The following is a 19045-nucleotide window of genomic DNA, read 5'->3' on the forward strand; positions in this document are numbered from 1 at the left end:
AGTTACTGAGTGTCTAAGTTGCTGAGTTATTTTAATTAATTGTCAATAAAATACTCCTCCTTAAATCCTATCAAATATAATTTATCTTTTGCTCTGGTGATGGCGGTGTACAACCATCTTACATAATCTCTGTTGATGCCATCTGGCAAATACGGCTGTTCTATAAAAACGGTATTCCATTGGCCTCCTTGCGATTTGTGGCAAGTAATGGCATATGAAAACTTGACCTGCAAGGCATTGAAAAATTCATTTTCCTTTACCTTTTGGAACCTTTTATACTTAGTGGTTTCGTTTTCATAATCCTTCATCACTTCCTGGTACAATCGGTTGGATTCTTCGTAAGTTAATGATGGCGATTCGCTTGTAATGGTGTCCAATAAAAGAATGGTTTCAAACGAAATTTGGTTCGGATAATCAACCATTCGGATTTTGACTTTTGCAAATTTGAATCCGTAGAGTTCCATGATACCGAACATTTCCAAAACCTCGATGATATCGCCGTTGGCAATAAACCCCGCCTCATCGGTTTCCTTAAGCCAAAAGTAATTATTTTTTACGACCATCAGGAAATCGCCCGTTGATAATTCGCTTTCCTTGTCGAGAATTCGGGTGCGGATTTGTTGGTTGTATTGGTTTGCCCTTTTATTCGAACGAACAATAAAAGCCGTGTCTTCTATACTATAATTACTGTAAGCCGAATTGATGGCATCCTGAATATCATAGCCGTCCGTCAGCCGAACAATATCTTTAAAACCTTTTAACTTAAACTGAAAAGTATCGTATAAATCGTCCTTTAATAGATCCCGAAGCTCGGTTGCATTAAAGAGAATTCCCGATTTTTCTTCCTGACGCATCACTTCGTCCAATTCGATTGACTTTATTTCCTTGTCATAATTCATTCCGAGCGAATCGGTGTTGAGGGCTGGTGAAACCTCCATATTCACAGGTGGAAGCTGGGCCGTATCGCCAAGCAAAATCAGCTTGCAATTCTGTCCGGTATAGACATAAAAAATCAAATCGTCGAGCAACGAACCGTTTTCATACATCTTATCACCTGAATCAGAATCGGAAATCATGGAAGATTCATCGACAATAAAGATGGTATTTTTGTGTTTGTTTTGTTGCATCGTGAAGGTGACGCCTCCTCCTACTCCTTTTTTTGGAAAATATATTTTTTTATGGATGGTAAAGGCCGGCTTGTTGGAATAATTGGCGATTACTTTTGCAGCACGACCTGTTGGTGCTAATAAAACATATTTTTTTTTGACTTCAACCAGATTGTTGACGATGGTTGAAATGACGGTGGTTTTCCCGGTTCCGGCATAGCCTTTTAGGACAAAAAGGTCGTCTTGGTTTTCGTTTGTGATGAATTCTGCGATTTGCTGGAAGAAAATGTCCTGCTTATAGGTTGGGCTGAATGGAAAACTTTGACTTAATATTTTGTAGAATTGGGCAGAAATCATTGGAATGTCTTTAGGGCAAAGTTAAGGGATTTTGAACACAGATTGCACAGATTTTCACAGATTACTTTGTCCTTAGTTTTGCTCTGGTCTTATAGATTTTGGATTTCTTTCTCGCAACGTATTGAAACTTTTTTTGCCACAGATTAAAAGGATTAAACGGATTTTTATTGGATTGGTTTTAAAAATCTGTGGAATCTGTGGTTAAATTTTTGGCTATGTTTTTTTCGGCAATATTGGTCAGAAAGATTAAAAAGGGAAAAAGCCATTTCATTTAGCCCCGACTGGAGGGAAAATCCTTTTCTTTTTTTCCTTTAAAAAAAGAAAAGATTTGGAAGGAAGGCGGGACGATGTTGAAAAGATGCCCGAAGTTTTTGCTCCTAAAAATTACTGTCGTTTAAAAAAATTGTAAGTTTGCCAACAGCAGTAAAATTCAATGACGGTTAACACAAACATAACGGAAAAAAAATATAAAAAACTGATCCTTCAGGTATCTTTGAATGGATTTTGTTTTGCTGTGGTGGACACTTTGTATCACTCGGTTTTGTTGTTTAAGGAGGTTGATTTTAAAGTTTTTCCGAATTCGGCCAAAGTGGAAGAGCATTATTGGAAGGCGTTTTTGGATCATCAGGAATTAACGAAAATATATGATGAAGTAGTAGTGTTGCACAATAATAACTTGAATTCGTTTGTGCCAACGGCTTTGTTTGACGAGCAGTTTTTAGGGAGTTATTTGCAGTATAACACGAAGGTTTTTGAGACGGATTTCTTTACGTTTGATGCGATTGCAAATCAGGAAATGCACAATGTGTATGTGCCTTATGTGAACATCAACAATTATTTGCTGGACCAATTTGAGAGTTTTGATTATAAGCATGTGAACAGTATTTTGGTAAGCAAATTGCTGGAAAAATCGAAAAACGTGGAAGAAAAACAGGTGTTTGTGCATTTTGGGACGGAAAAATTTGAAATTATTGTGGTTCAAAATCAAAAACTGATCTTGTTTAATTCGTTTGAATATGCGACAGAAGCTGATTTTATTTATTACTTGCTTTTTACTGCCGAACAACTGAATTTGAATCCCGAGCATTTTAAGCTTCAGCTTTTGGGGAATATTACTGAAGAAAGTAGCCTTTTTAAGATGGCCTACAAATATGTGCGACACGTGAGTTTGATGGATGTGTCGGATGTACAAAAAAACAATTCGTTTTCAACTGCTGCTAATTTGAAGCATTTTATACTATTTCAATCGTGAGAATCATTTCGGGTAAATATAAAGGAAGAAGAATTTCTCCGCCAAAAGGATTGCCGGTTCGTCCGACGACGGACATGAGCAAGGAAGCTTTGTTCAATGTTTTGAATAATTATTTTAATTTTAGCGAATTGAAAGTGCTGGATTTATTTGCCGGAACGGGAAACATCAGCTTTGAGTTTGCTTCACGAGGCAGTGACAATATCACGGCTGTTGATGGTGATTTTGGTTGTATTAAATTCATCAAACAGATTGCTCAGGAGTTTGACTTCAATATTGCTTCGATAAAAAGTGACGTGTTTAAATTCTTGGAAAAGAACAACACTTCCTATGATATTATTTTTGCGGATCCGCCGTATGGCTTAGACCAAGAGTCTTTTGAGAAAATTGTTACAACTGTTTTCGAGAAAGAATTGCTTCAGGAAGATGGAATGATGGTGATTGAACACTCGAAATATACCAAGATGGAACATTTGATTAACTTTTCGTTCCAGAAGAGTTATGGAGGCTCTTTTTTTAGTTTTTTTGAGATGAACTCTGATGGTGGTGAAGAAGTTGGCGATGATTTTGATAGTGATGAGGGGTAAATCTGACACGAATTACACAAATTTTTCACTAATTATTTTGATGTTAGAAAAACTTACTTTTTAGTTTCTTCTAACCAATCCAACCAATCCGAAGCTATTTTATCCCAATTATAGAGGTCTTGATTTACAGTTCCATTTTTAGTGATGGGAAAATAATTGTGCTCTAAATTCAGATAACTTTTGAAGGATAGATTTTGTTTTCGTTCCCGGATAGCTTCAATTTGAAACAAATCATTAAAGGAAGCCGACCAATCTTTTGTGCCATACGTCACTAGAACTGGAATTTTTAAACCCATCAAGTTGTCTTTCTGCGGAAGAGAAAAACTGTAGGTTGTTTTGTTTGAATCTCCGTTTGAAGGATTGATTTCGTTGGGGTTTTCAACGACTTTCTTCCAGTATTCAATTGTGTTGTTGCCTTCGTTTAAGGTGTCATTGTCAAAACTTCGACTTTGCGATAGTATGTTCATAATCCTGCCATAAGGATTTCCAGCTGAATAAATCAGATGCGTTACTTTTTTGTTGATAGAAGCCATTTTTACTGCAATAGTACTTCCTTCAGAATGTCCGGCAACTAACAATTTTGAGGTCCTCACCCATCTTTCCTTAAATAATTGTTTTAGGATGGAATTGTTTCTAAAAACATAATAATCAAGATAATTTCGTTCAATGTAGCCTTTTGGTGGAAGCTTTTTTTCTGCATCTTTCAAATAGACATAATTTTCTCCGAGCTTGTTTACATTTGAAATTATGGGAATAAAAGGTTTTCCTATGATGACGATATGATAGTCATCAAGAAAAGGCGTTTCATCGAAAGGCAATGTGCCGTAAAGTCCTTTTTCGTCGTATTTCACAACGGGTTGAGGGAGGCTTCCTTGACAAAAAAGGAATAGCGGTTTGGCTATTTTTTCTTCGCCAGGTTTGGAAATGACAATGATATCAACAGGATCATTTTGGTATTTGAATTTTAGATGTCGGTAGCCAAAATCTTCAGGGATTTTTTGAGAATAGGCAAAAGTTTTTGAAACTAGAAACATAAGGATTGTTGATTTTAGATTATTGATTGCTGATTTTTGATTTAATGATGATTGAAACTCAGTACAAATTTGCTTCTAAAAATTCAGAGCGAAAGTTAATCGTAGGTTAATGCTGGGTTAATGTCTTATTTTTCTAATAAAAGCTTTATTTTTGACTTGTATTTCCTTAAAAATGAAACAGAAAATAAATTTACTTATAGCGTTTTCAGCGGTTGTTTTGATTGCTCTTTCGGCAATGCAGTACTATTTGGTAAAGACTACCTACGACTATAAAGTAGAGCAATTTAGAGGAGAAATTAAGGATAAAATTGCGAAAATTACCAACGATTACAGTGATATTGATTCTACTATTTTTTATAAGAAAGACTTGCTGTATAAGGAATTGGCAGAAAGCTATTTACTAGATCCAGAACGAAGAAACCAAATCAAGCAATCTATTTTACAAAATAGTTTCAAGGCTGAACTGACCAAGAAATTACAGCAGGAGTTTGAAAGGGAAATCCCAAATCTTGAATTAGATTTTGCTATAGTTTTAGACAAATTTGTCATTTATAACAATACCGAAGCCGATACTATTTTTGCTGAAAAGCCTTTTATCGAAAATAAAATGTATGGGAATTTGGCTTCATTGGACGATGCTTTTTTGGTTCGGAATTATGTGGGAACTACTAGCGGAACATCATTGAATGCGGATTATAAATTACTGACGGAAGACACTTTATATGTTTCGGTTAATAACTGGGAAACCATTATTCTCAAACGAATGACGATGATTTTTGTATTTGCTGTTTTCTCGATTCTGACATTGATAACGCTTTTTGTGATTGCAATCAGAGCCTTAATCAAACAGAAAAAAATGAGCGATATCAAAACCGATTTTATCAATAATATCACCCACGAATTGAAAACGCCTTTGACAACGCTTTCGGTTTCGACTAAAATTTTGGAGCGAAAAGAAGTTCGAGAAAATGATAAAGTGTATGAAAATGTTTTAAGTACGATTAATCGTCAAAATAACCGATTACAAAATTTGATTGACCAAGTGATGACCAACTCTTTGGGTTATGAAGAAATTGAACTGCAAAAAGAAAAAGTGGCAATGCCGAATTTCTTACATTCGATTGTAGATGATTTTCAGATTGCCTATCCGAATGTGGCAATTCTGACTGATTTTGATACCAATAAAATCAATCTGAACTTGGATAAATTTCATTTGACAACCGCCATCACAAACGTTTTGGAAAACGCGGTAAAATATGGTTGCCAGAATATTACAATAACTACTTCTTTAGAAAACAATCAGTTTACTATTGGGATTCAAGACGATGGAATTGGGATTCCAAAAGGCAAACATTCGCTTTTATTTGATAAATTTTACCGTGTAGAACAAGGCAATCTTCACAATGCGAAAGGTTTAGGTTTGGGACTTTATTATGTGGATCAGATTATAAAAGCACATCAGGGAAATATAAATGTGGTAAGTGAATTGGGAAAAGGTGCGACTTTCAATTTTAGATTTCAGATTTAAGAATTTAGATTTTAGATGTTTGACGATTAAACAAAATTATTCTTAAAATGAAAAAAATACTCCTAGCCGAAGACGATGCTGATTTTGCAAGTGTTTTAAAACAATACCTTGAAATCTACGATTACACTGTTTTTTGTGCGGAAGATGGTGAACAAGCATTGAAATTATTCCAAAAAGAAACCTTCAATATTTGTGTTTTTGATGTGATGATGCCTAAGATTGACGGTTTTACCTTGGCTGAAAAAATCATCAAGATCAATCCAGAAATCCCTTTTGTTTTTCTAACTGCACGACAATTGAAAGAAGACAAAATCAAAGGGCTAAAATTAGGTGCTGACGATTACATCATTAAACCCTTTGAAGCTGATGAATTGGTTTTAAGGCTGAATAATATCTTGAAAAGATCCGAAAAAAATACTGCTACAGCTTCAGTTTCTGAAGAAATTAGTATCGGAAAATATATTTTTGACACGAAACGCCTTGAACTAAAATCCGAAAATAAAACCCAACAACTTACTGAAAAAGAAGCTTCTCTGGTGTTGTTTTTCTATCAGAATAAAAATCAATTATTAAAAAGAGAAGAAATATTGAATGCCGTTTGGGGAAATGACGACTTTTTTTCTGGAAGAAGCATGGATGTTTTTATTAGCCGATTGCGAAAATATTTCAGCGAAGATTCTGCTATAAAAATTGAAAGTATTCGGAATGTTGGGTTGGAGTTTAAATTGAGTAACTTAGAAACTTAGTTACTAAGCAACTAAAAAAAGCAGACCTATAAGCCGGATTCTGTTCTCATCAAGTTCCGAAAAACAAGACGATACCTTATCATTTATCTAGGCCAATAATTACTCATTGGCTCTATCTTTCTACCCTTCGGCAACGGACGAGTAATCCTTAAATGCCGATATACTTGAAATTTCACCGCATAGAGTTTACCTGGTTTCACTACAGCATTACCTGTACATACTTTCTGTTGCACTTGTCCTAACTCCGATAAATCGGAACCGACGGGTGTTACCCGCTATGCTACTCTGTGGTGTCCGGACTTTCCTCCCCAATATAAAACCGGGACGATAAGGCGGTCTGCGGTTGCAAAGCTACAACTATTAAACCAAAGACGGAACTTAATATTATAACTTTGATTGCAAATCCTGTAACGCTTTTCCTAGTGTAGCATTGTACTTTTATTATATTAAATACAAACTAAAATGTAAGTATCATGGAAAATCAAATGTATCATTATGCCACCGTTTCTAAGGCATTGGAAGAATTAGAAAAAAAAGGCTTTACCGTAGATTTTAATATTCAGGAAGATAAAATTATCAACAGTCCTGATGACTTTACTATAGAACATGTTTACCGTTATGAAGGCGAAAGTGATCCAGGTGATGAAGCAACCGTTTTCGGAATCAGTTCAAGCAGTGGAGAGAAAGGAATTTTCGTTGCAGGTTTGTCGGCCTTTACAGAAAACAGTGCTGCAATTGCCTTGAACGAGATGTTTATTCGTGGAAGACAAGAAGAAAACAAATAATGAACCGCTTACAAGCAAAACTTGAAAAAATTGGCAGCAATCCCAAAGTAACTGCGAAAGCAGTTGGCTTGAGATATGCTGCCAATTTTGATAAAGGCTATTATCGAAGAAAGGTAAATGAGGATTTCGTTTACACAGATGAAAATCGAAAAAAGGTTAGAAATAAAGAAGTTTTAGAACGTATAAAAAAACTCGTAATCCCGCCAGCTTGGGAGAATGTTTGGATTTGTCCTTATGAAAATGGGCATTTGCAAGTTACAGGAATTGATGCAAAAGGCCGAAAGCAATACCGCTATCATACCAATTGGAACAAAATTCGCAATCAATCAAAATTTTACAGATTGAGACGTTTTGCAAATGCTTTGCCATTGATTCGTGAACAAGTTGATAAAGATTTAAACCGGAAAGGGCTCCCTTATGAAAAAGTGGTAGCATTGGTAGTCAAACTTATTGAAATGACCAACATCCGAATTGGAAATGATGCTTATAAAAAATTATACGGTTCCTTTGGCTTGACCACTTTGCGTGACAAGCATGTGAAATTTGAAAAAACTTCTATTTCCTTTGAATTCAAGGGAAAAAAAGGGGTCAACCATAAAATCCAATTGCAAAGCAGGAAGCTGGTAAATTTGGTTCGGAAGTGTAAAGAGATTCCGGGTCAGGATTTGTTTCAATATTATGATGATGACGGAAAACATTATACTGTTGGTTCTGGTGATATCAACAGTTATTTAAAAGAAATTACCCAAGAAGATTTTACTGCAAAAGATTTCAGGGTTTGGGCTGGAAGCGTGACGGCTTTGTTTGCCTTTCAAGAAATAGGTGAGTTTGAAACCCAAACCGAATGCAAGCGAAAAATTGTAGAAGTCTTGGATTTGGTGGCTTCAAAATTAGGAAACACGAGAACGGTTTGCAAGAAATATTATGTTCATCCGACAGTGATTGCTACTTACGAAAATGGGACAATCAATAATTATAAGGTTGAAAAAAACATCAAAAACAATAACTTAAATCCAGAAGAAGAAGCATTAGTCCGACTTTTGGAAAGTGAGAAAATTGCTGAAGTTTTAGGCTAGTTTTTTCTAAAAGATTGAAAATACACACTACTTTTTACTATTTGCCTCTGTTTCATGTGGCGAAGCTAACCCCGACATTCGTGGAAAGCCTTTTGAAAAAAACGGCTAATTTTTCTTGACAAAAAAGAGCGACCAGCGGAAGCTGCTTTTTTGTTTAGAAAAATAGCTGCTTTTGAAAAAGCTTGGAACATTGGCGGGAAATAGTTCCTGAAAAAACTTTAGCCGAAGCTGTACTAATTGTGTTTTGGAATTTGGTTTTTGGATATTCTAAACCTATATTTGCTTTTCAAAATTTTCTATGGAACAGTTCGTCGTATCGGCCCGAAAATACCGTCCTCAAACATTTAAAGATGTGGTGGGGCAACAGGCGATTACGAACACTTTATTGAACGCCATAGAAACGAATCATTTGGCCTCTGCCCTATTGTTTACGGGTCCGAGAGGTGTTGGAAAGACGACTTGTGCGAGAATCTTGGCACGAAAAATCAACCAACCTGGTTATGACGACCCGAATGAGGATTTTGCTTTTAATGTTTTTGAGCTAGATGCGGCTTCGAATAACTCGGTTGATGATATTCGAAATCTGATTGATCAAGTTCGTATACCGCCACAAACAGGTCAGTATAAAGTGTATATCATTGACGAGGTGCATATGTTGTCAACGGCTGCTTTTAATGCTTTTTTGAAGACATTGGAAGAACCGCCGAAACATGCTATTTTTATTTTGGCTACGACCGAAAAGCATAAAATTATTCCAACGATTCTTTCGCGTTGCCAAATTTTTGATTTTAAAAGAATTACCGTTAAAGATGCCAAAGAACATCTAGCAGAAGTTGCTACTAATCAAGGAATTACTTTTGAAGACGATGCTTTGCATATAATTGCCCAAAAGGCTGATGGTGCGATGCGTGATGCTTTGTCTATTTTTGATAGAGTGGTTAGTTTTTCGGGTAAAAACCTTACACGTCAAGCTGTTACGGAGAACTTGAACGTTTTGGATTATGAAACGTATGTAAACGTGACGGATTTACTTTTGGAAAATAAAATTCCAGATGTTTTAATGGCTTATAATGAAATCCTTTCGAAAGGTTTTGACGGGCATCATTTTGTTTCGGGTTTGGCTTCGCATTTCAGGGATTTGTTGGTTTCCAAAACCCCTTCAACTTTGACTTTATTGGAAGCTGGCGAACAGGCTCAGAAATTATATTTTGAACAATCAAAAAAAGCTTCGCAAGAGTTTTTGATGAAAGGAATTGAAATTGCAAATGATTGTGATTTGAAATATAAAGTGAGTCAGAATCAACGTCTTTTGGTTGAACTTTGCCTGATGCAACTGGCCTCTATCACTTTTGATGGAGAAAAAAAAAAGTTGACGGATATATAATTCCACCCCATCATTTTTTTGGAAGAGTTTTAGAAATTGCTGTTGAAGCTCCTGAACTTATCAGTGTTCCAACAACAGTTCCTATTGATGAAGAAGAAGCTGAAGTAATTACAGTACCAATTCCTGCTGAAACAGTTGCAGAAACTCCAAAAATTGAAACTCCTATAACTCCTGGAACTAAAGTTTCGGCACTTTCCTTATCGAGCATTCGTGCCAAAAGAGAATTGGAGCAAAGTCAAAAAGCAACGATTCGAGATACCGTTCATTTGCCTACTGAAGCTTTTACCGAAACGGATATGCTTTTGCAATGGAACAAATATGCTCAACGTTTAGGCGACAAAGGCCGAAAAATAATGGAAGCATTATTGTTGGTAAATGATCCTAAATTGCAAGGAACAACTATCATTCACGAACTTCCAAATGAAGGTTCGAGAATCGATTTTGAAAGTGAGAAATTTGAATTGCTTGGTTATTTACGCGGTAAATTGCATAATCACGATATCATGATTGAGATTATTGTCAATGAAGAAATGGATAGTCGTCGGGCATTTACACCCCAAGACCGCTTTAATAGATTGAACGAAATGAATCCAAACTTGGAATTATTGAGAAAAACGTTTGATTTAGATATTTGATAAAAAAAGAACCATTAAGAAATTAAGTTTCATTAAGCTTCTAGACTTAACTTTCTTAATTTCTTAGTGGTTTTTAAACTATCAGCCTTTATTAAATCTTCCCGTAGTACAAAGCTTTTACAATACCATCCGACAGTCCAATTTTAGGAACATAGATGTTTCTGGCTCCACTCCATTTCATGGCATTTAGATAGATTTTTGTTGCCGGAACAATTACATCAGCTCTATCGGCATTAAGACCTAATTCTGAAATCCTTTGGTCATAAGTTAAAGCACTTAAAGCTGCAAATTGTGAATTCAGATACATATAAGATAGTGGTTTTTCCTGTAATTTCCCTGACATTTTGAAGAGTTTATTTATATTTCCTCCCGAACCAATCAAGGTAACTTGTTCATATTCTTCCGTATTAGCCTTGATCCATTTTTCGATTTCCTGCCACACAATATCACTGACCATATTGTTCAACAATCTAACAGTTCCGATCTTGAATGATTTTGAAACCACCATTTTTCCGTTTGAAAAAAGAGAAAACTCTGTGCTTCCTCCACCAACATCCACATAAAGATACGTTTGTTCGGTTTTCAAGAGATAATGCAAATCTGTTGAAGCAATTATGGCTGCTTCTTTTTTACCATCAATAATTTCAATCTTAATATCCGCTTTTTTCTTGATCATTTCTACAACCTCTTTACCATTGTAGGCTTCTCGCATTGCGGAAGTAGCACAAGCCATATATTTTTCGACTTTGTGCACTTTCATCAAAAGTTTGAATGCTTTCATAGCATCAATCATTCTTTCGATGTTTTCCTCTGTAATTTCTCCAACCGTAAAGGCATCCTGACCCAAACGTATCGGAACACGAACCAAAGAACTTTTGCTAAACTGTGTTTCCTTTCCTTCTTCTTCAACAATATTGGCAATCAGCAATCGCATCGCATTTGAACCGATATCGATTGCTGCATATTTTTTTATTTTAATCATAGTATGAGGTAAAAATTTGGGGTAGAATTGTAATTTTCCTTATATTTTTTCGGTAATCACCTCAAGTTTATCTCTATAATAATTATAGGTTTCAACTTGTGCTCTAAACATTGGATTTTGACCCCGAACCCTATATTTGTTATCTAATTTTTCTGAATGAAGTCGGGCTTTTACATTTCCTTTCCATCCAATATTGAAGTTGTCCATCAATTCTTTTTTGATCCCTTTATCATAAATTGGGCAGGTCACCTCTACTCTTCCATCTAGATTTCGGGTCATGAAATCGGCCGAGGAAATGTAAACTTCTGGATCACCAGCGTTACTAAAAATATATACTCTGGAATGTTCCAGATAATTATCAACAATACTAATGGCTTCTATATTTTCACTCATTCCTTTAACACCCGGAATCAACGAACAAATTCCACGAATTTGCAATTGGATTTTTACTCCAGCCCGACTTGCATCATATAATTTATTGATCATTTTAAAATCAGATAAACTATTCATTTTCAATCTAATGTAAGCCACCTTACCGAGATGTGCATTCATAATTTCACGGTCAATTAGACGGTAAAATTTTGACCTTGTATAATGTGGCGAAACAATTAAATGTTTGTAACGATGCAATCTGTAATTGATATTGAAGAAATCGAAAATCTTCGAAACATCTTTCAAAATTTGCTGATGACTTGTAAAAAGCGTTACATCGGTATAGACTTTTGCTGTAGATTCATTGAAATTTCCGGTAGAAATAATTCCGTATCGATGAATTTTTCCTTCTTCCATCCGTTCTACCAAACAAATCTTGCTATGCACTTTCAATCCCTTTATTCCAAAAATCAAATCGATACCTTCCATCTGCATTTGTTCGGAATAGGAAATATTACTCGCTTCGTCAAAACGAGCTTGCAACTCAATTTGTACGGTTACTTTTTTACCGTTTTTGGCAGCATTTATAAGTGAGCTTACAATTTGAGAATTTTTTGCCAAACGATACAAAGTGATTTTTATAGCCGTAACTTTTGGATCAAGTGCAGCTTCACGCAAAAATTTTACGATATAGGAAAAAGACTGATATGGAGCATTGACCAAATAATCTTTTTGACGAATTTTTTCCAAAATACTTCCTTCCAAACTCAAACCTTCGACTGGCAAAGGAACATTAGCTTGGTACAACAAATCATAACGTCCGAGGTTTGGAAAATCCATATAATCGCGACGATTGTGGTATCTTCCTCCAGGAATAATACTATCGGTTGAATCGATACTCATTTTGGAAAGGAAAAATTTCAAGGTGTCCTTCCCAATCGATTGATCATAGACAAACCGAACTGGTTCTCCAATTCTTCGATCTTTTACACTGGTTGCGATTTTTTCGAGCATACTCTTACTCAAATCGCTATCAATCTCCAGCTGGGCATCTCTAGTAATCTTAATCATGTGTGCCTCAATACTTTCATAATCAAAAATATTGAAGATATGGCTCAAATTATAACGAATCACATCATCCAAAAGAATGATGTATTGCTTTTCATTATTAGTAGGAAGGACAACAAAACGGTTGATGGTTTTTGGAATTTCAATAACAGCATAATGCACTTCGGATTTTGGCTTGACCAAACCTAAAATAGAAGATTTTGTTTTGGGTTTCATGACCAATTTTACTGCAAGATAACCTGATGTATCCTTTAAAATTGGGAATTCAGCCAAATCGTTAAGGATGATGGTTACCAAAGCGGGACTTACTTTTTGAATGAAAAAATCCTTTATAAAATTTTCCTGCTCTTTAGAAATTTCTTTTTCGTTGATGATAAAGATATTTTCAGACTCTAGCTCTTTTTCAATAATGCTAAGGGTTCTCAAACTTTCAGATTGTTGCTGGATCACGATTTCGGTAATTTCCTTCAATAATTTCTCTGCCGAAATTCCGCCCAAAACCTTTTCGCCTGACAATCCTGCAAGACTTAATCTTCGGATTGCAGCAAAACGAACTCTGAAAAACTCATCAAGATTATTGGAAAAAATTCCTAAAAAACGAAGCCTGTCTAACAACGGAACGGTTGAATCTCCTGCTTCTTGAAGTACTCTTGCATTAAATGAAAGCCAACTTTTTTCTCGGTCTGTATATCTATTTTCTACCATTATTATTTTAAATCTCTAGGAAAAACCATCTTCTTAATCTCGCCTTTATCAATATTCTCCCATGAATTTGTATCAAAATTTATAGACACAAAACCTGAAGTGGGGACATTTTCTATAAAAACGTCTCCAAATTTATTAACAAAATCGGTTATTGCTTCATTGTGACCGAAAAGAATAACACAATCATAACTATCATTGCATGATTTTACGATTTTTTCAAGCTCTCTGCATTCAAAAGTATATAATTCCTCCTTGAAAACGATACTTTCCACTGGACATGACAAATTTTGAGTAAAAATCATAGCCGTTTCCGAAGCTCTTTTTGCAGTGCTACTCCAAATTATAAATGTTTTAGGCAAATATTGTGCAATCTCAGTCGAAACCAAATGAGCATCCTTTATTCCTCTTTTTGCCAATGAACGATCTTTGTCGTTCACGGGTGCATACCAACTGGATTTGGCATGTCTAACTATGATTAGGTTTTTCATTTGTAGCGAGATTAGTTAAAACACAATTCTAAATTTATGAATTATTTTTAAATGTAGATGCAAATTGGGAAACAATTATAGGTGTCTTTGAACATTAACCCCTAATTCAAATCTTTAATTTAAAGAAATGGAATGTAGAATTTACTGCAAATTAAAATACTTGGGTATTATGGAGAAAGTCGATCCATTTTCCAAGAAAAATCTTCTTGCAATTGATAACGAATTCGATCGTGCAATCGATTTGGTCGTCCTTGCCAGAATTCAACTTCTACTGGTTTTACGATATAACCTCCCCAATAATCCGGACGTGGAATTTCTTTTCCTTCAAACTCTTTTTCCAGCTGTTGCAGTTTTTGTTCCAATGATTCTCTTGACGGAATTACTTCACTTTGATTGGAAACGATGGCTCCGAGCTTACTTCCGTCGGGACGACTTTCGAAATATCCGTCGGAAAGATTTTCTGGAATTTTTTCGGCTTTTCCTTTTATAATAACCTGTCTTTCAAAAGAATGCCAAAAAAAAGACAAACAAATATTGGGGTTATTGGCGATTGCTTTTCCTTTTTCAGAATTATAATTGGTGTAGAAAATAAATCCTTCGTATGTAAATCGCTTGAGCAAAACAACTCGCGATTTTGGATAACCATCTAATCCAAAGGTGGAAACTGTCATAGCATTGACTTCTTCGGTCGAGCCAAAATCTACCTCATGGAACCATTTATGGAATAACTTTATGGGATCTTCTGGAAGATTATCTTCTGTGAGTTCACTTTTTTCATAGGATCTTCTGTAGTTGCTTAGGTCTTCCATAACAAAATTGTTGGGTAATTTCTGAATCGCTAAGGTACTGAGATTTTTGAAATTAAAAAGGTTTTTTAACTAGCCCTGATGGTTGCAAATATCCTTTTGTTCCGGTCCCGAGGCTTCGGGAGGAACAAAAGATATTGCATCCAGCAGGAAAATGGATTTCAAATACAAGACCGAGTTTCGCTCCTAATTTTTAAAATTCAAATGTTTTTCCATCGTCGGATAACAGGACGTTTGGAAATATGGTTTCGGCTTCTTGCTTGAAAAGCTCGATTGAGGCATAACGGGTGGAATAATGGCCCATTATCAGCTGTTTTACATTGGCTTTCAATGCAATTGTAGCGGCTTGTTTTGCCGTAGTATGCATTGTTTTTTCCGAAAGATGTGCTTCTGTTTCCAAGAAGGTTGATTCGTGGTAAAGTATGTCGGCGTTTTCAATTATTGGAAGGATACTTTCGTCATAAATTGTATCCGAACAAAAGGCATAACTCTTTGGTGGTAGAGGATCAAGAGTTAGTTTTTCATTTGGAATTATACTTCCGTCTTGCATCTCAATGTCATTTCCATTCTTGATTTTTTGATAATAGCAGGTTTCAATATTGTAATTTAAAACGGCATTCATATCTAATTTTCGATCGCCTGTTTTTTCCTGGAATAAAAAACCGTTGGTATAAACTCTGTGTTTTAGAGGTATTGTTTTGACGATTACTTTCTCGTCTTCGAAAATTATTTCGCTTTCGGTTGAAGTCAATTCGTGGAAATACAGGTTGTATCCAGTCCAAGAATTGGATAATTTTAACTGCAAAGTGATGATTTCCTTGATGCCTTTTGGACCGTAAATGTGCAAATCGGCAGTTCGATTAAGGAGTGTAAAAGTGGAAACCAAACCTACCAATCCAAAAAAATGATCGCCATGAAGATGGGAAATAAAAATGTGATTGATTTTTGAAAACTTGACTTTATTTTTTCGCAATTGCACCTGAGTCCCTTCGCCACAATCAATAAGAAAAAGTCGGTTTTTGATTTCTAAAACTTGCGAAGTTGGATTAGTAAACGTTCGAGGAGTTGCGGCATAACAGCCAAGTATTGTGAGGTTCATTTAGGGATTTTAGATTTTAGATTGCTGATTTTAGATTCTAAAACCCCAAATCTCTTTCGATTTCTTCCATTTCGATGATGTCGTGTGCTTCTAGAATTGTTGGAACCACGGTCATCTTTGCAGGAACTTCATTAAAATCGATTTCGTTTGCAACAATTACAAAGGATTTTTTAGCTTTTTTGTGAGTGGTGGATAATGCAGAAAAAGTTTTTATATCTTTGATATTCAGGTTATTGTATTTAGATATATCTACAATAAGATTGTGCTTTTCGAATGTCTTGAACTCGTGAGTTAGCTTCATTAGAAAGCATGTCAAATCGCCTTGAGTATCTTTAATGGTGGTGGTATGTCCTTTGGTTTCTACTTTCATGTTTCTTGGATTATAAAATTGCTCAAAACAAAGATACAAAGTTTTACTTTATTTAATTTTGGAAGCTAGAAGATAAATAACAGCCATTCTAATTGCAACTCCGTTTTCGACTTGGTTCAAAATCACTGATTGACCAGAATCTGCAACGTCTGATGAAATTTCGACACCACGGTTTATGGGACCTGGATGCATGATTACAATTTCCTTGTCCAAAGAATCGAGCAAGGCCTTGTCAACGCCATATTGTTGAGCATATTCCCTTGTTGAAGGAAAATAATTCACATCCATTCTTTCATTTTGAACACGTAACATATTGGCTACATCACACCATTCTAAGGCTTTGATTAAATTTGGCTCGACCGTAACCCCCAAAGATTCTATATATCTAGGAATCAAGGTTTTTGGCCCACACACTTTTACTTTTGCACCTTGCATTTTCAGAGCATAAATATTTGAAAGTGCTACTCTTGAGTGCAAAATATCGCCCACGATTACTACTTTTTTTCCAGCTACTTCGCCTAAACGTTCCCTGATGGTAAAGCTGTCCAAAAGTCCTTGTGTTGGATGTTCATGAGCTCCATCGCCAGCATTAATGATACTTGCCTTTACATTTTTGGATAGAAAATAAGCGGCTCCAGGATTTGAATGTCGCATGACTACCATATCTACTTTCATCGAAAGAATGTTATTGACTGTATCAATCAATGTCTCTCCTTTTTTAACGGATGATTGTGCTGCCGAAAAACTGATGACATCTGCCGAGAGGCGTTTTTGTGCCAATTCAAACGAAAGTTTTGTTCTAGTACTGTTTTCAAAAAATATATTGGCTATCGTAACATCCCTTAATGAAGGTACTTTTTTTATTGGACGATTGATTACTTCTTTGAAATGATCGGCAGTTTCAAAAATAAGGTCAATATCTTTTTTGTTGATATATTTTATTCCTAATAAATGATTTACACTTAATTCACTCATTCTGTTTATGTTGTATTGTTGTGTAATTAATTTGTGATGAGATAAACACCGTCTTCTCCATCATTTTCAATCCAGCTCACTTTTACCTTTTCGTTATTGATGGCATCTACTTGACGTCCACGATAGTCAGGTTGGATAGGTAAATGACGACTAAAACGTCTATCAATCAAGACTAAAAGTTCAATTTCTGAAGGTCGTCCAAAAGATTGAATCGCGGTCAATGCCGAACGGATACTTCTTCCTGTATATAAGACATCATCAATAAAAATGACTTTTTTGCCTTCTACAAGGAAATCGATTTTGGTTTTATTGGCTTCGAGTGGCTTTTCGGTTCTACGGAAATCATCTCTAAAAAAAGTGATATCCAGATAACCGATATTGATTTTGCTGACTTTATATTCGTTTTCTAAAAGTTGTTTCAATCTTTCGGCAAGAAAAGTGCCTCGAGGTTGAATGCCAACTAGAATTGTATCCGAAAAATCTAAGTGTTTCTCAATTAACTGACAAGCCAAACGATGAAGGATGATATTGACTTCCTTTGAAGTGAGCAATATTTTTTGACTCATAATGCTGTGTTGTTTGCGATGTAAAAGTAAGGATTATTTTCAAAAATTAAATCGATTGGATTCAAAAACTATGCACTAAATTTTTCGCGATAGGCAGTTGGTGTCATGCCAACATTTTTTTTAAACAAAGTTCTAAAGGATTTCAAATCATTATAACCTGATTCCAGCATTACTTCCATGATATTTTGACGGGAATTTTCGAGCAAGTTTTTAGCGGCTTCAATTCGGGTTTTTTGCAGGTATTCTATTGGTGTTACTCCAGTTACTAATTTAAATCTTCTCACAAGGTTTCTTCGGCTAGCGGGAATTCCAGTAACAATTTCTTCGATCGTGATGGCTTCCTTATAATGTGTTTTTATTTTGTCCTGCGTTTTTTTCACAATATCATCACCGTGATTTTCTATTGGCAAGAAAGTTCCAAAATAGGTTTGCTTTTTCCGATCCATATCAATCGAGAACACTTTTGCGGTTCGAACCGCTATTTTTCGGCTGCAATAATTTTCTACCAATCGCATCAAAAGATGGAAGGTATTGGTAGCACCTCCACTCGTGTAAAGGTTGTCTTCCTCAGTAACTACGGCATCCGACTCCAATAAAACTTCTGGAAAAGCAGTTGAAAAGGCCATTTTAGCATTAATATGAGTTGTGGCTGGTTTATTGTCAAGCAAACCTGTCGAGGCTAACAAAAAAGCACCTGTGCAAAAGCTAGCCAAAGCTGCACCTTGCTTGTATTGCTGGGTAAGCCACGGAATCCAACTTCGATTTTTTTGTAAGCCATCCACTATTTTATTGTCTTTGAATGCTGGAATTAGAATAATATCATACAACGTTTCAGCATCAGCTTGCTTGAGGTTATAATCAGAATATAAATAGGATTGCTTTTGATCATTGTGTACCAAATTTATTTCGAAAAAAGGTGCTTTGCCATCTTCAACATAAAATCGGTTTACGGTTTCAAACAAATCTTGAATTGCTGCAACACTCAGTAAACGATGCTCTTGCGATAATAAAATACCTATTTTCATAAATTTTATATTTAAATCCTATTAAACAAATATATTTATTTTTTGTCTTAAACACCCCCTTTATTCCCCTTTATCCTCTTTTAACCATGAAAAGCTTTTTAA

Annotated in this window: 20 protein-coding genes and 1 other RNA gene; 8 read left to right on the forward strand and 13 right to left on the reverse strand. The window is 35.4% G+C overall.

Going from position 1 to position 19045, the window contains the following annotated elements; translation table 11 throughout:
• Positions 1-35: 35 nt before the first annotated feature.
• Complete coding sequence (locus tag G508_RS0112690) at positions 36-1463, reverse strand: ATP-dependent DNA helicase (RefSeq protein WP_026705683.1); 1428 nt, start codon at positions 1461-1463, stop codon at positions 36-38.
• 433 nt (positions 1464-1896) lie between these two features.
• Between G508_RS0112690 and G508_RS0112700 the strand changes: the two genes are divergently transcribed.
• Together G508_RS0112700 and rsmD are read left to right on the forward strand one after the other, a co-directional pair.
• A complete protein-coding gene (locus G508_RS0112700; protein WP_026705684.1) occupies positions 1897-2715 on the forward strand; it encodes a DUF3822 family protein in 819 nt (272 codons plus the stop codon).
• Positions 2712-3299, forward strand: a complete 588-nt coding sequence (rsmD, locus tag G508_RS0112705) for a 16S rRNA (guanine(966)-N(2))-methyltransferase RsmD (protein ID WP_026705685.1) — start codon at positions 2712-2714, stop codon at positions 3297-3299. Before G508_RS0112700 ends, rsmD begins: the two co-directional genes overlap by 4 nt.
• 53 nt (positions 3300-3352) lie before the next feature.
• On the opposite strand, the gene G508_RS18960 is transcribed toward rsmD, so the two are convergent.
• Positions 3353-4333: a hypothetical protein gene (locus tag G508_RS18960; protein WP_051197609.1), complete on the reverse strand. Its 981-nt coding sequence runs from the start codon at positions 4331-4333 to the stop codon at positions 3353-3355.
• A 172-nt stretch (positions 4334-4505) separates the two neighbouring features.
• Between G508_RS18960 and G508_RS0112715 the strand changes: the two genes are divergently transcribed.
• Positions 4506-5861 carry a sensor histidine kinase gene (locus G508_RS0112715; RefSeq protein ID WP_026705686.1) on the forward strand — a complete coding sequence of 452 codons (1356 nt, stop codon included), beginning with the start codon at positions 4506-4508 and terminating at the stop codon, positions 5859-5861.
• 47 nt (positions 5862-5908) lie between these two features.
• Positions 5909-6607 carry a response regulator transcription factor gene (locus G508_RS0112720; protein WP_026705687.1) on the forward strand — a complete coding sequence of 233 codons (699 nt, stop codon included), beginning with the start codon at positions 5909-5911 and terminating at the stop codon, positions 6605-6607.
• Positions 6608-6620: 13 nt separating this feature from the next.
• Here the strand turns inward: G508_RS0112720 and rnpB are convergent.
• Positions 6621-6951: RNase P RNA component class A (rnpB, locus tag G508_RS19610), an RNA gene on the reverse strand.
• A gap of 129 nt (positions 6952-7080) precedes the next feature.
• Here rnpB and G508_RS0112725 point away from each other — a divergent pair.
• The 3 genes from G508_RS0112725 to dnaX all read left to right on the forward strand — a co-directional run bounded on the left by G508_RS0112725 (position 7081) and on the right by dnaX (position 9852).
• Complete coding sequence (locus tag G508_RS0112725) at positions 7081-7392, forward strand: hypothetical protein (RefSeq protein ID WP_026705688.1); 312 nt, start codon at positions 7081-7083, stop codon at positions 7390-7392.
• The gene (locus tag G508_RS0112730; protein ID WP_026705689.1) at positions 7392-8468 is read left to right on the forward strand and encodes a DNA topoisomerase IB; all 1077 of its coding nucleotides are present in this window, start codon (positions 7392-7394) and stop codon (positions 8466-8468) included. Before G508_RS0112725 ends, G508_RS0112730 begins: the two co-directional genes overlap by 1 nt.
• A 298-nt stretch (positions 8469-8766) precedes the next feature.
• A complete protein-coding gene (gene dnaX, locus G508_RS0112740) occupies positions 8767-9852 on the forward strand; it encodes a DNA polymerase III subunit gamma/tau (RefSeq protein WP_026705690.1) in 1086 nt (361 codons plus the stop codon).
• A gap of 10 nt (positions 9853-9862) precedes the next feature.
• Here the strand turns inward: dnaX and G508_RS0112745 are convergent, their stop codons facing one another.
• The gene (locus G508_RS0112745; RefSeq protein WP_026705691.1) at positions 9863-10060 is read right to left on the reverse strand and encodes a hypothetical protein; all 198 of its coding nucleotides are present in this window, start codon (positions 10058-10060) and stop codon (positions 9863-9865) included.
• Positions 10061-10076: 16 nt separating this feature from the next.
• Here G508_RS0112745 and G508_RS0112750 point away from each other — a divergent pair, with 16 nt between their 5' ends.
• The gene (locus tag G508_RS0112750; protein WP_026705692.1) at positions 10077-10487 is read left to right on the forward strand and encodes a hypothetical protein; all 411 of its coding nucleotides are present in this window, start codon (positions 10077-10079) and stop codon (positions 10485-10487) included.
• A 91-nt stretch (positions 10488-10578) separates the two neighbouring features.
• On the opposite strand, the gene G508_RS0112755 is transcribed toward G508_RS0112750, so the two are convergent.
• From G508_RS0112755 to G508_RS0112795, 9 genes are all read right to left on the reverse strand, one after another.
• The gene (locus G508_RS0112755) at positions 10579-11469 is read right to left on the reverse strand and encodes a Ppx/GppA phosphatase family protein (RefSeq protein WP_026705693.1); all 891 of its coding nucleotides are present in this window, start codon (positions 11467-11469) and stop codon (positions 10579-10581) included.
• Positions 11470-11508: 39 nt separating this feature from the next.
• Entirely contained in the window at positions 11509-13614 is a 2106-nt protein-coding gene (gene ppk1 / locus G508_RS0112760; RefSeq protein ID WP_026705694.1) for a polyphosphate kinase 1, read from the reverse strand.
• A 2-nt stretch (positions 13615-13616) separates the two neighbouring features.
• Positions 13617-14102 (reverse strand): SixA phosphatase family protein, encoded by a 486-nt coding sequence (locus G508_RS0112765; protein ID WP_026705695.1) that lies wholly within the window; start codon positions 14100-14102, stop codon positions 13617-13619.
• Positions 14103-14269: 167 nt separating this feature from the next.
• Positions 14270-14911, reverse strand: a complete 642-nt coding sequence (gene pdxH, locus G508_RS0112770) for a pyridoxamine 5'-phosphate oxidase (RefSeq protein ID WP_026705696.1) — start codon at positions 14909-14911, stop codon at positions 14270-14272.
• 190 nt (positions 14912-15101) lie between these two features.
• Complete coding sequence (locus G508_RS0112775) at positions 15102-16007, reverse strand: ribonuclease Z (RefSeq protein ID WP_026705697.1); 906 nt, start codon at positions 16005-16007, stop codon at positions 15102-15104.
• A gap of 37 nt (positions 16008-16044) precedes the next feature.
• Positions 16045-16377, reverse strand: coding sequence for a hypothetical protein (locus G508_RS0112780; protein ID WP_026705698.1), 333 nt, complete (start codon positions 16375-16377; stop codon positions 16045-16047).
• 48 nt (positions 16378-16425) lie between these two features.
• Complete coding sequence (locus tag G508_RS0112785; protein ID WP_026705699.1) at positions 16426-17352, reverse strand: aspartate carbamoyltransferase catalytic subunit; 927 nt, start codon at positions 17350-17352, stop codon at positions 16426-16428.
• Positions 17353-17378: 26 nt separating this feature from the next.
• Positions 17379-17918: a bifunctional pyr operon transcriptional regulator/uracil phosphoribosyltransferase PyrR gene (gene pyrR, locus G508_RS0112790; RefSeq protein ID WP_026705700.1), complete on the reverse strand. Its 540-nt coding sequence runs from the start codon at positions 17916-17918 to the stop codon at positions 17379-17381.
• Positions 17919-17986: 68 nt separating this feature from the next.
• On the reverse strand, positions 17987-18943 hold the full coding sequence (locus tag G508_RS0112795; protein ID WP_026705701.1) for a GlxA family transcriptional regulator: 957 nt from the start codon (positions 18941-18943) through the stop codon (positions 17987-17989).
• Between the last annotated feature and the right edge of the window lie 102 nt (positions 18944-19045).

Origin of the sequence: Flavobacterium soli DSM 19725 (genome assembly GCF_000422705.1) — a bacterium.
Lineage (GTDB): Bacteria > Bacteroidota > Bacteroidia > Flavobacteriales > Flavobacteriaceae > Flavobacterium > Flavobacterium soli.

What these genes read in the sequence shown, in the direction of transcription:
- G508_RS0112690 (WP_026705683.1), bottom strand. Translation starts at nt 1,463, where the DNA reads ATGATTTCTGCCCAATTCTACAAAATATTAAGTCAAAGTTTTCCATTC.
- G508_RS0112700 (WP_026705684.1), top strand. Translation starts at nt 1,897, where the DNA reads ATGACGGTTAACACAAACATAACGGAAAAAAAATATAAAAAACTGATC.
- G508_RS18960 (WP_051197609.1), bottom strand. Translation starts at nt 4,333, where the DNA reads ATGTTTCTAGTTTCAAAAACTTTTGCCTATTCTCAAAAAATCCCTGAA.
- G508_RS0112715 (WP_026705686.1), top strand. Translation starts at nt 4,506, where the DNA reads ATGAAACAGAAAATAAATTTACTTATAGCGTTTTCAGCGGTTGTTTTG.
- G508_RS0112720 (WP_026705687.1), top strand. Translation starts at nt 5,909, where the DNA reads ATGAAAAAAATACTCCTAGCCGAAGACGATGCTGATTTTGCAAGTGTT.
- G508_RS0112725 (WP_026705688.1), top strand. Translation starts at nt 7,081, where the DNA reads ATGGAAAATCAAATGTATCATTATGCCACCGTTTCTAAGGCATTGGAA.
- G508_RS0112730 (WP_026705689.1), top strand. Translation starts at nt 7,392, where the DNA reads ATGAACCGCTTACAAGCAAAACTTGAAAAAATTGGCAGCAATCCCAAA.
- dnaX (WP_026705690.1), top strand. Translation starts at nt 8,767, where the DNA reads ATGGAACAGTTCGTCGTATCGGCCCGAAAATACCGTCCTCAAACATTT.
- G508_RS0112745 (WP_026705691.1), bottom strand. Translation starts at nt 10,060, where the DNA reads ATGCTCGATAAGGAAAGTGCCGAAACTTTAGTTCCAGGAGTTATAGGA.
- G508_RS0112755 (WP_026705693.1), bottom strand. Translation starts at nt 11,469, where the DNA reads ATGATTAAAATAAAAAAATATGCAGCAATCGATATCGGTTCAAATGCG.
- ppk1 (WP_026705694.1), bottom strand. Translation starts at nt 13,614, where the DNA reads ATGGTAGAAAATAGATATACAGACCGAGAAAAAAGTTGGCTTTCATTT.
- G508_RS0112765 (WP_026705695.1), bottom strand. Translation starts at nt 14,102, where the DNA reads ATGAAAAACCTAATCATAGTTAGACATGCCAAATCCAGTTGGTATGCA.
- pdxH (WP_026705696.1), bottom strand. Translation starts at nt 14,911, where the DNA reads ATGGAAGACCTAAGCAACTACAGAAGATCCTATGAAAAAAGTGAACTC.
- G508_RS0112775 (WP_026705697.1), bottom strand. Translation starts at nt 16,007, where the DNA reads ATGAACCTCACAATACTTGGCTGTTATGCCGCAACTCCTCGAACGTTT.
- G508_RS0112780 (WP_026705698.1), bottom strand. Translation starts at nt 16,377, where the DNA reads ATGAAAGTAGAAACCAAAGGACATACCACCACCATTAAAGATACTCAA.
- G508_RS0112785 (WP_026705699.1), bottom strand. Translation starts at nt 17,352, where the DNA reads ATGAGTGAATTAAGTGTAAATCATTTATTAGGAATAAAATATATCAAC.
- pyrR (WP_026705700.1), bottom strand. Translation starts at nt 17,918, where the DNA reads ATGAGTCAAAAAATATTGCTCACTTCAAAGGAAGTCAATATCATCCTT.
- G508_RS0112795 (WP_026705701.1), bottom strand. Translation starts at nt 18,943, where the DNA reads ATGAAAATAGGTATTTTATTATCGCAAGAGCATCGTTTACTGAGTGTT.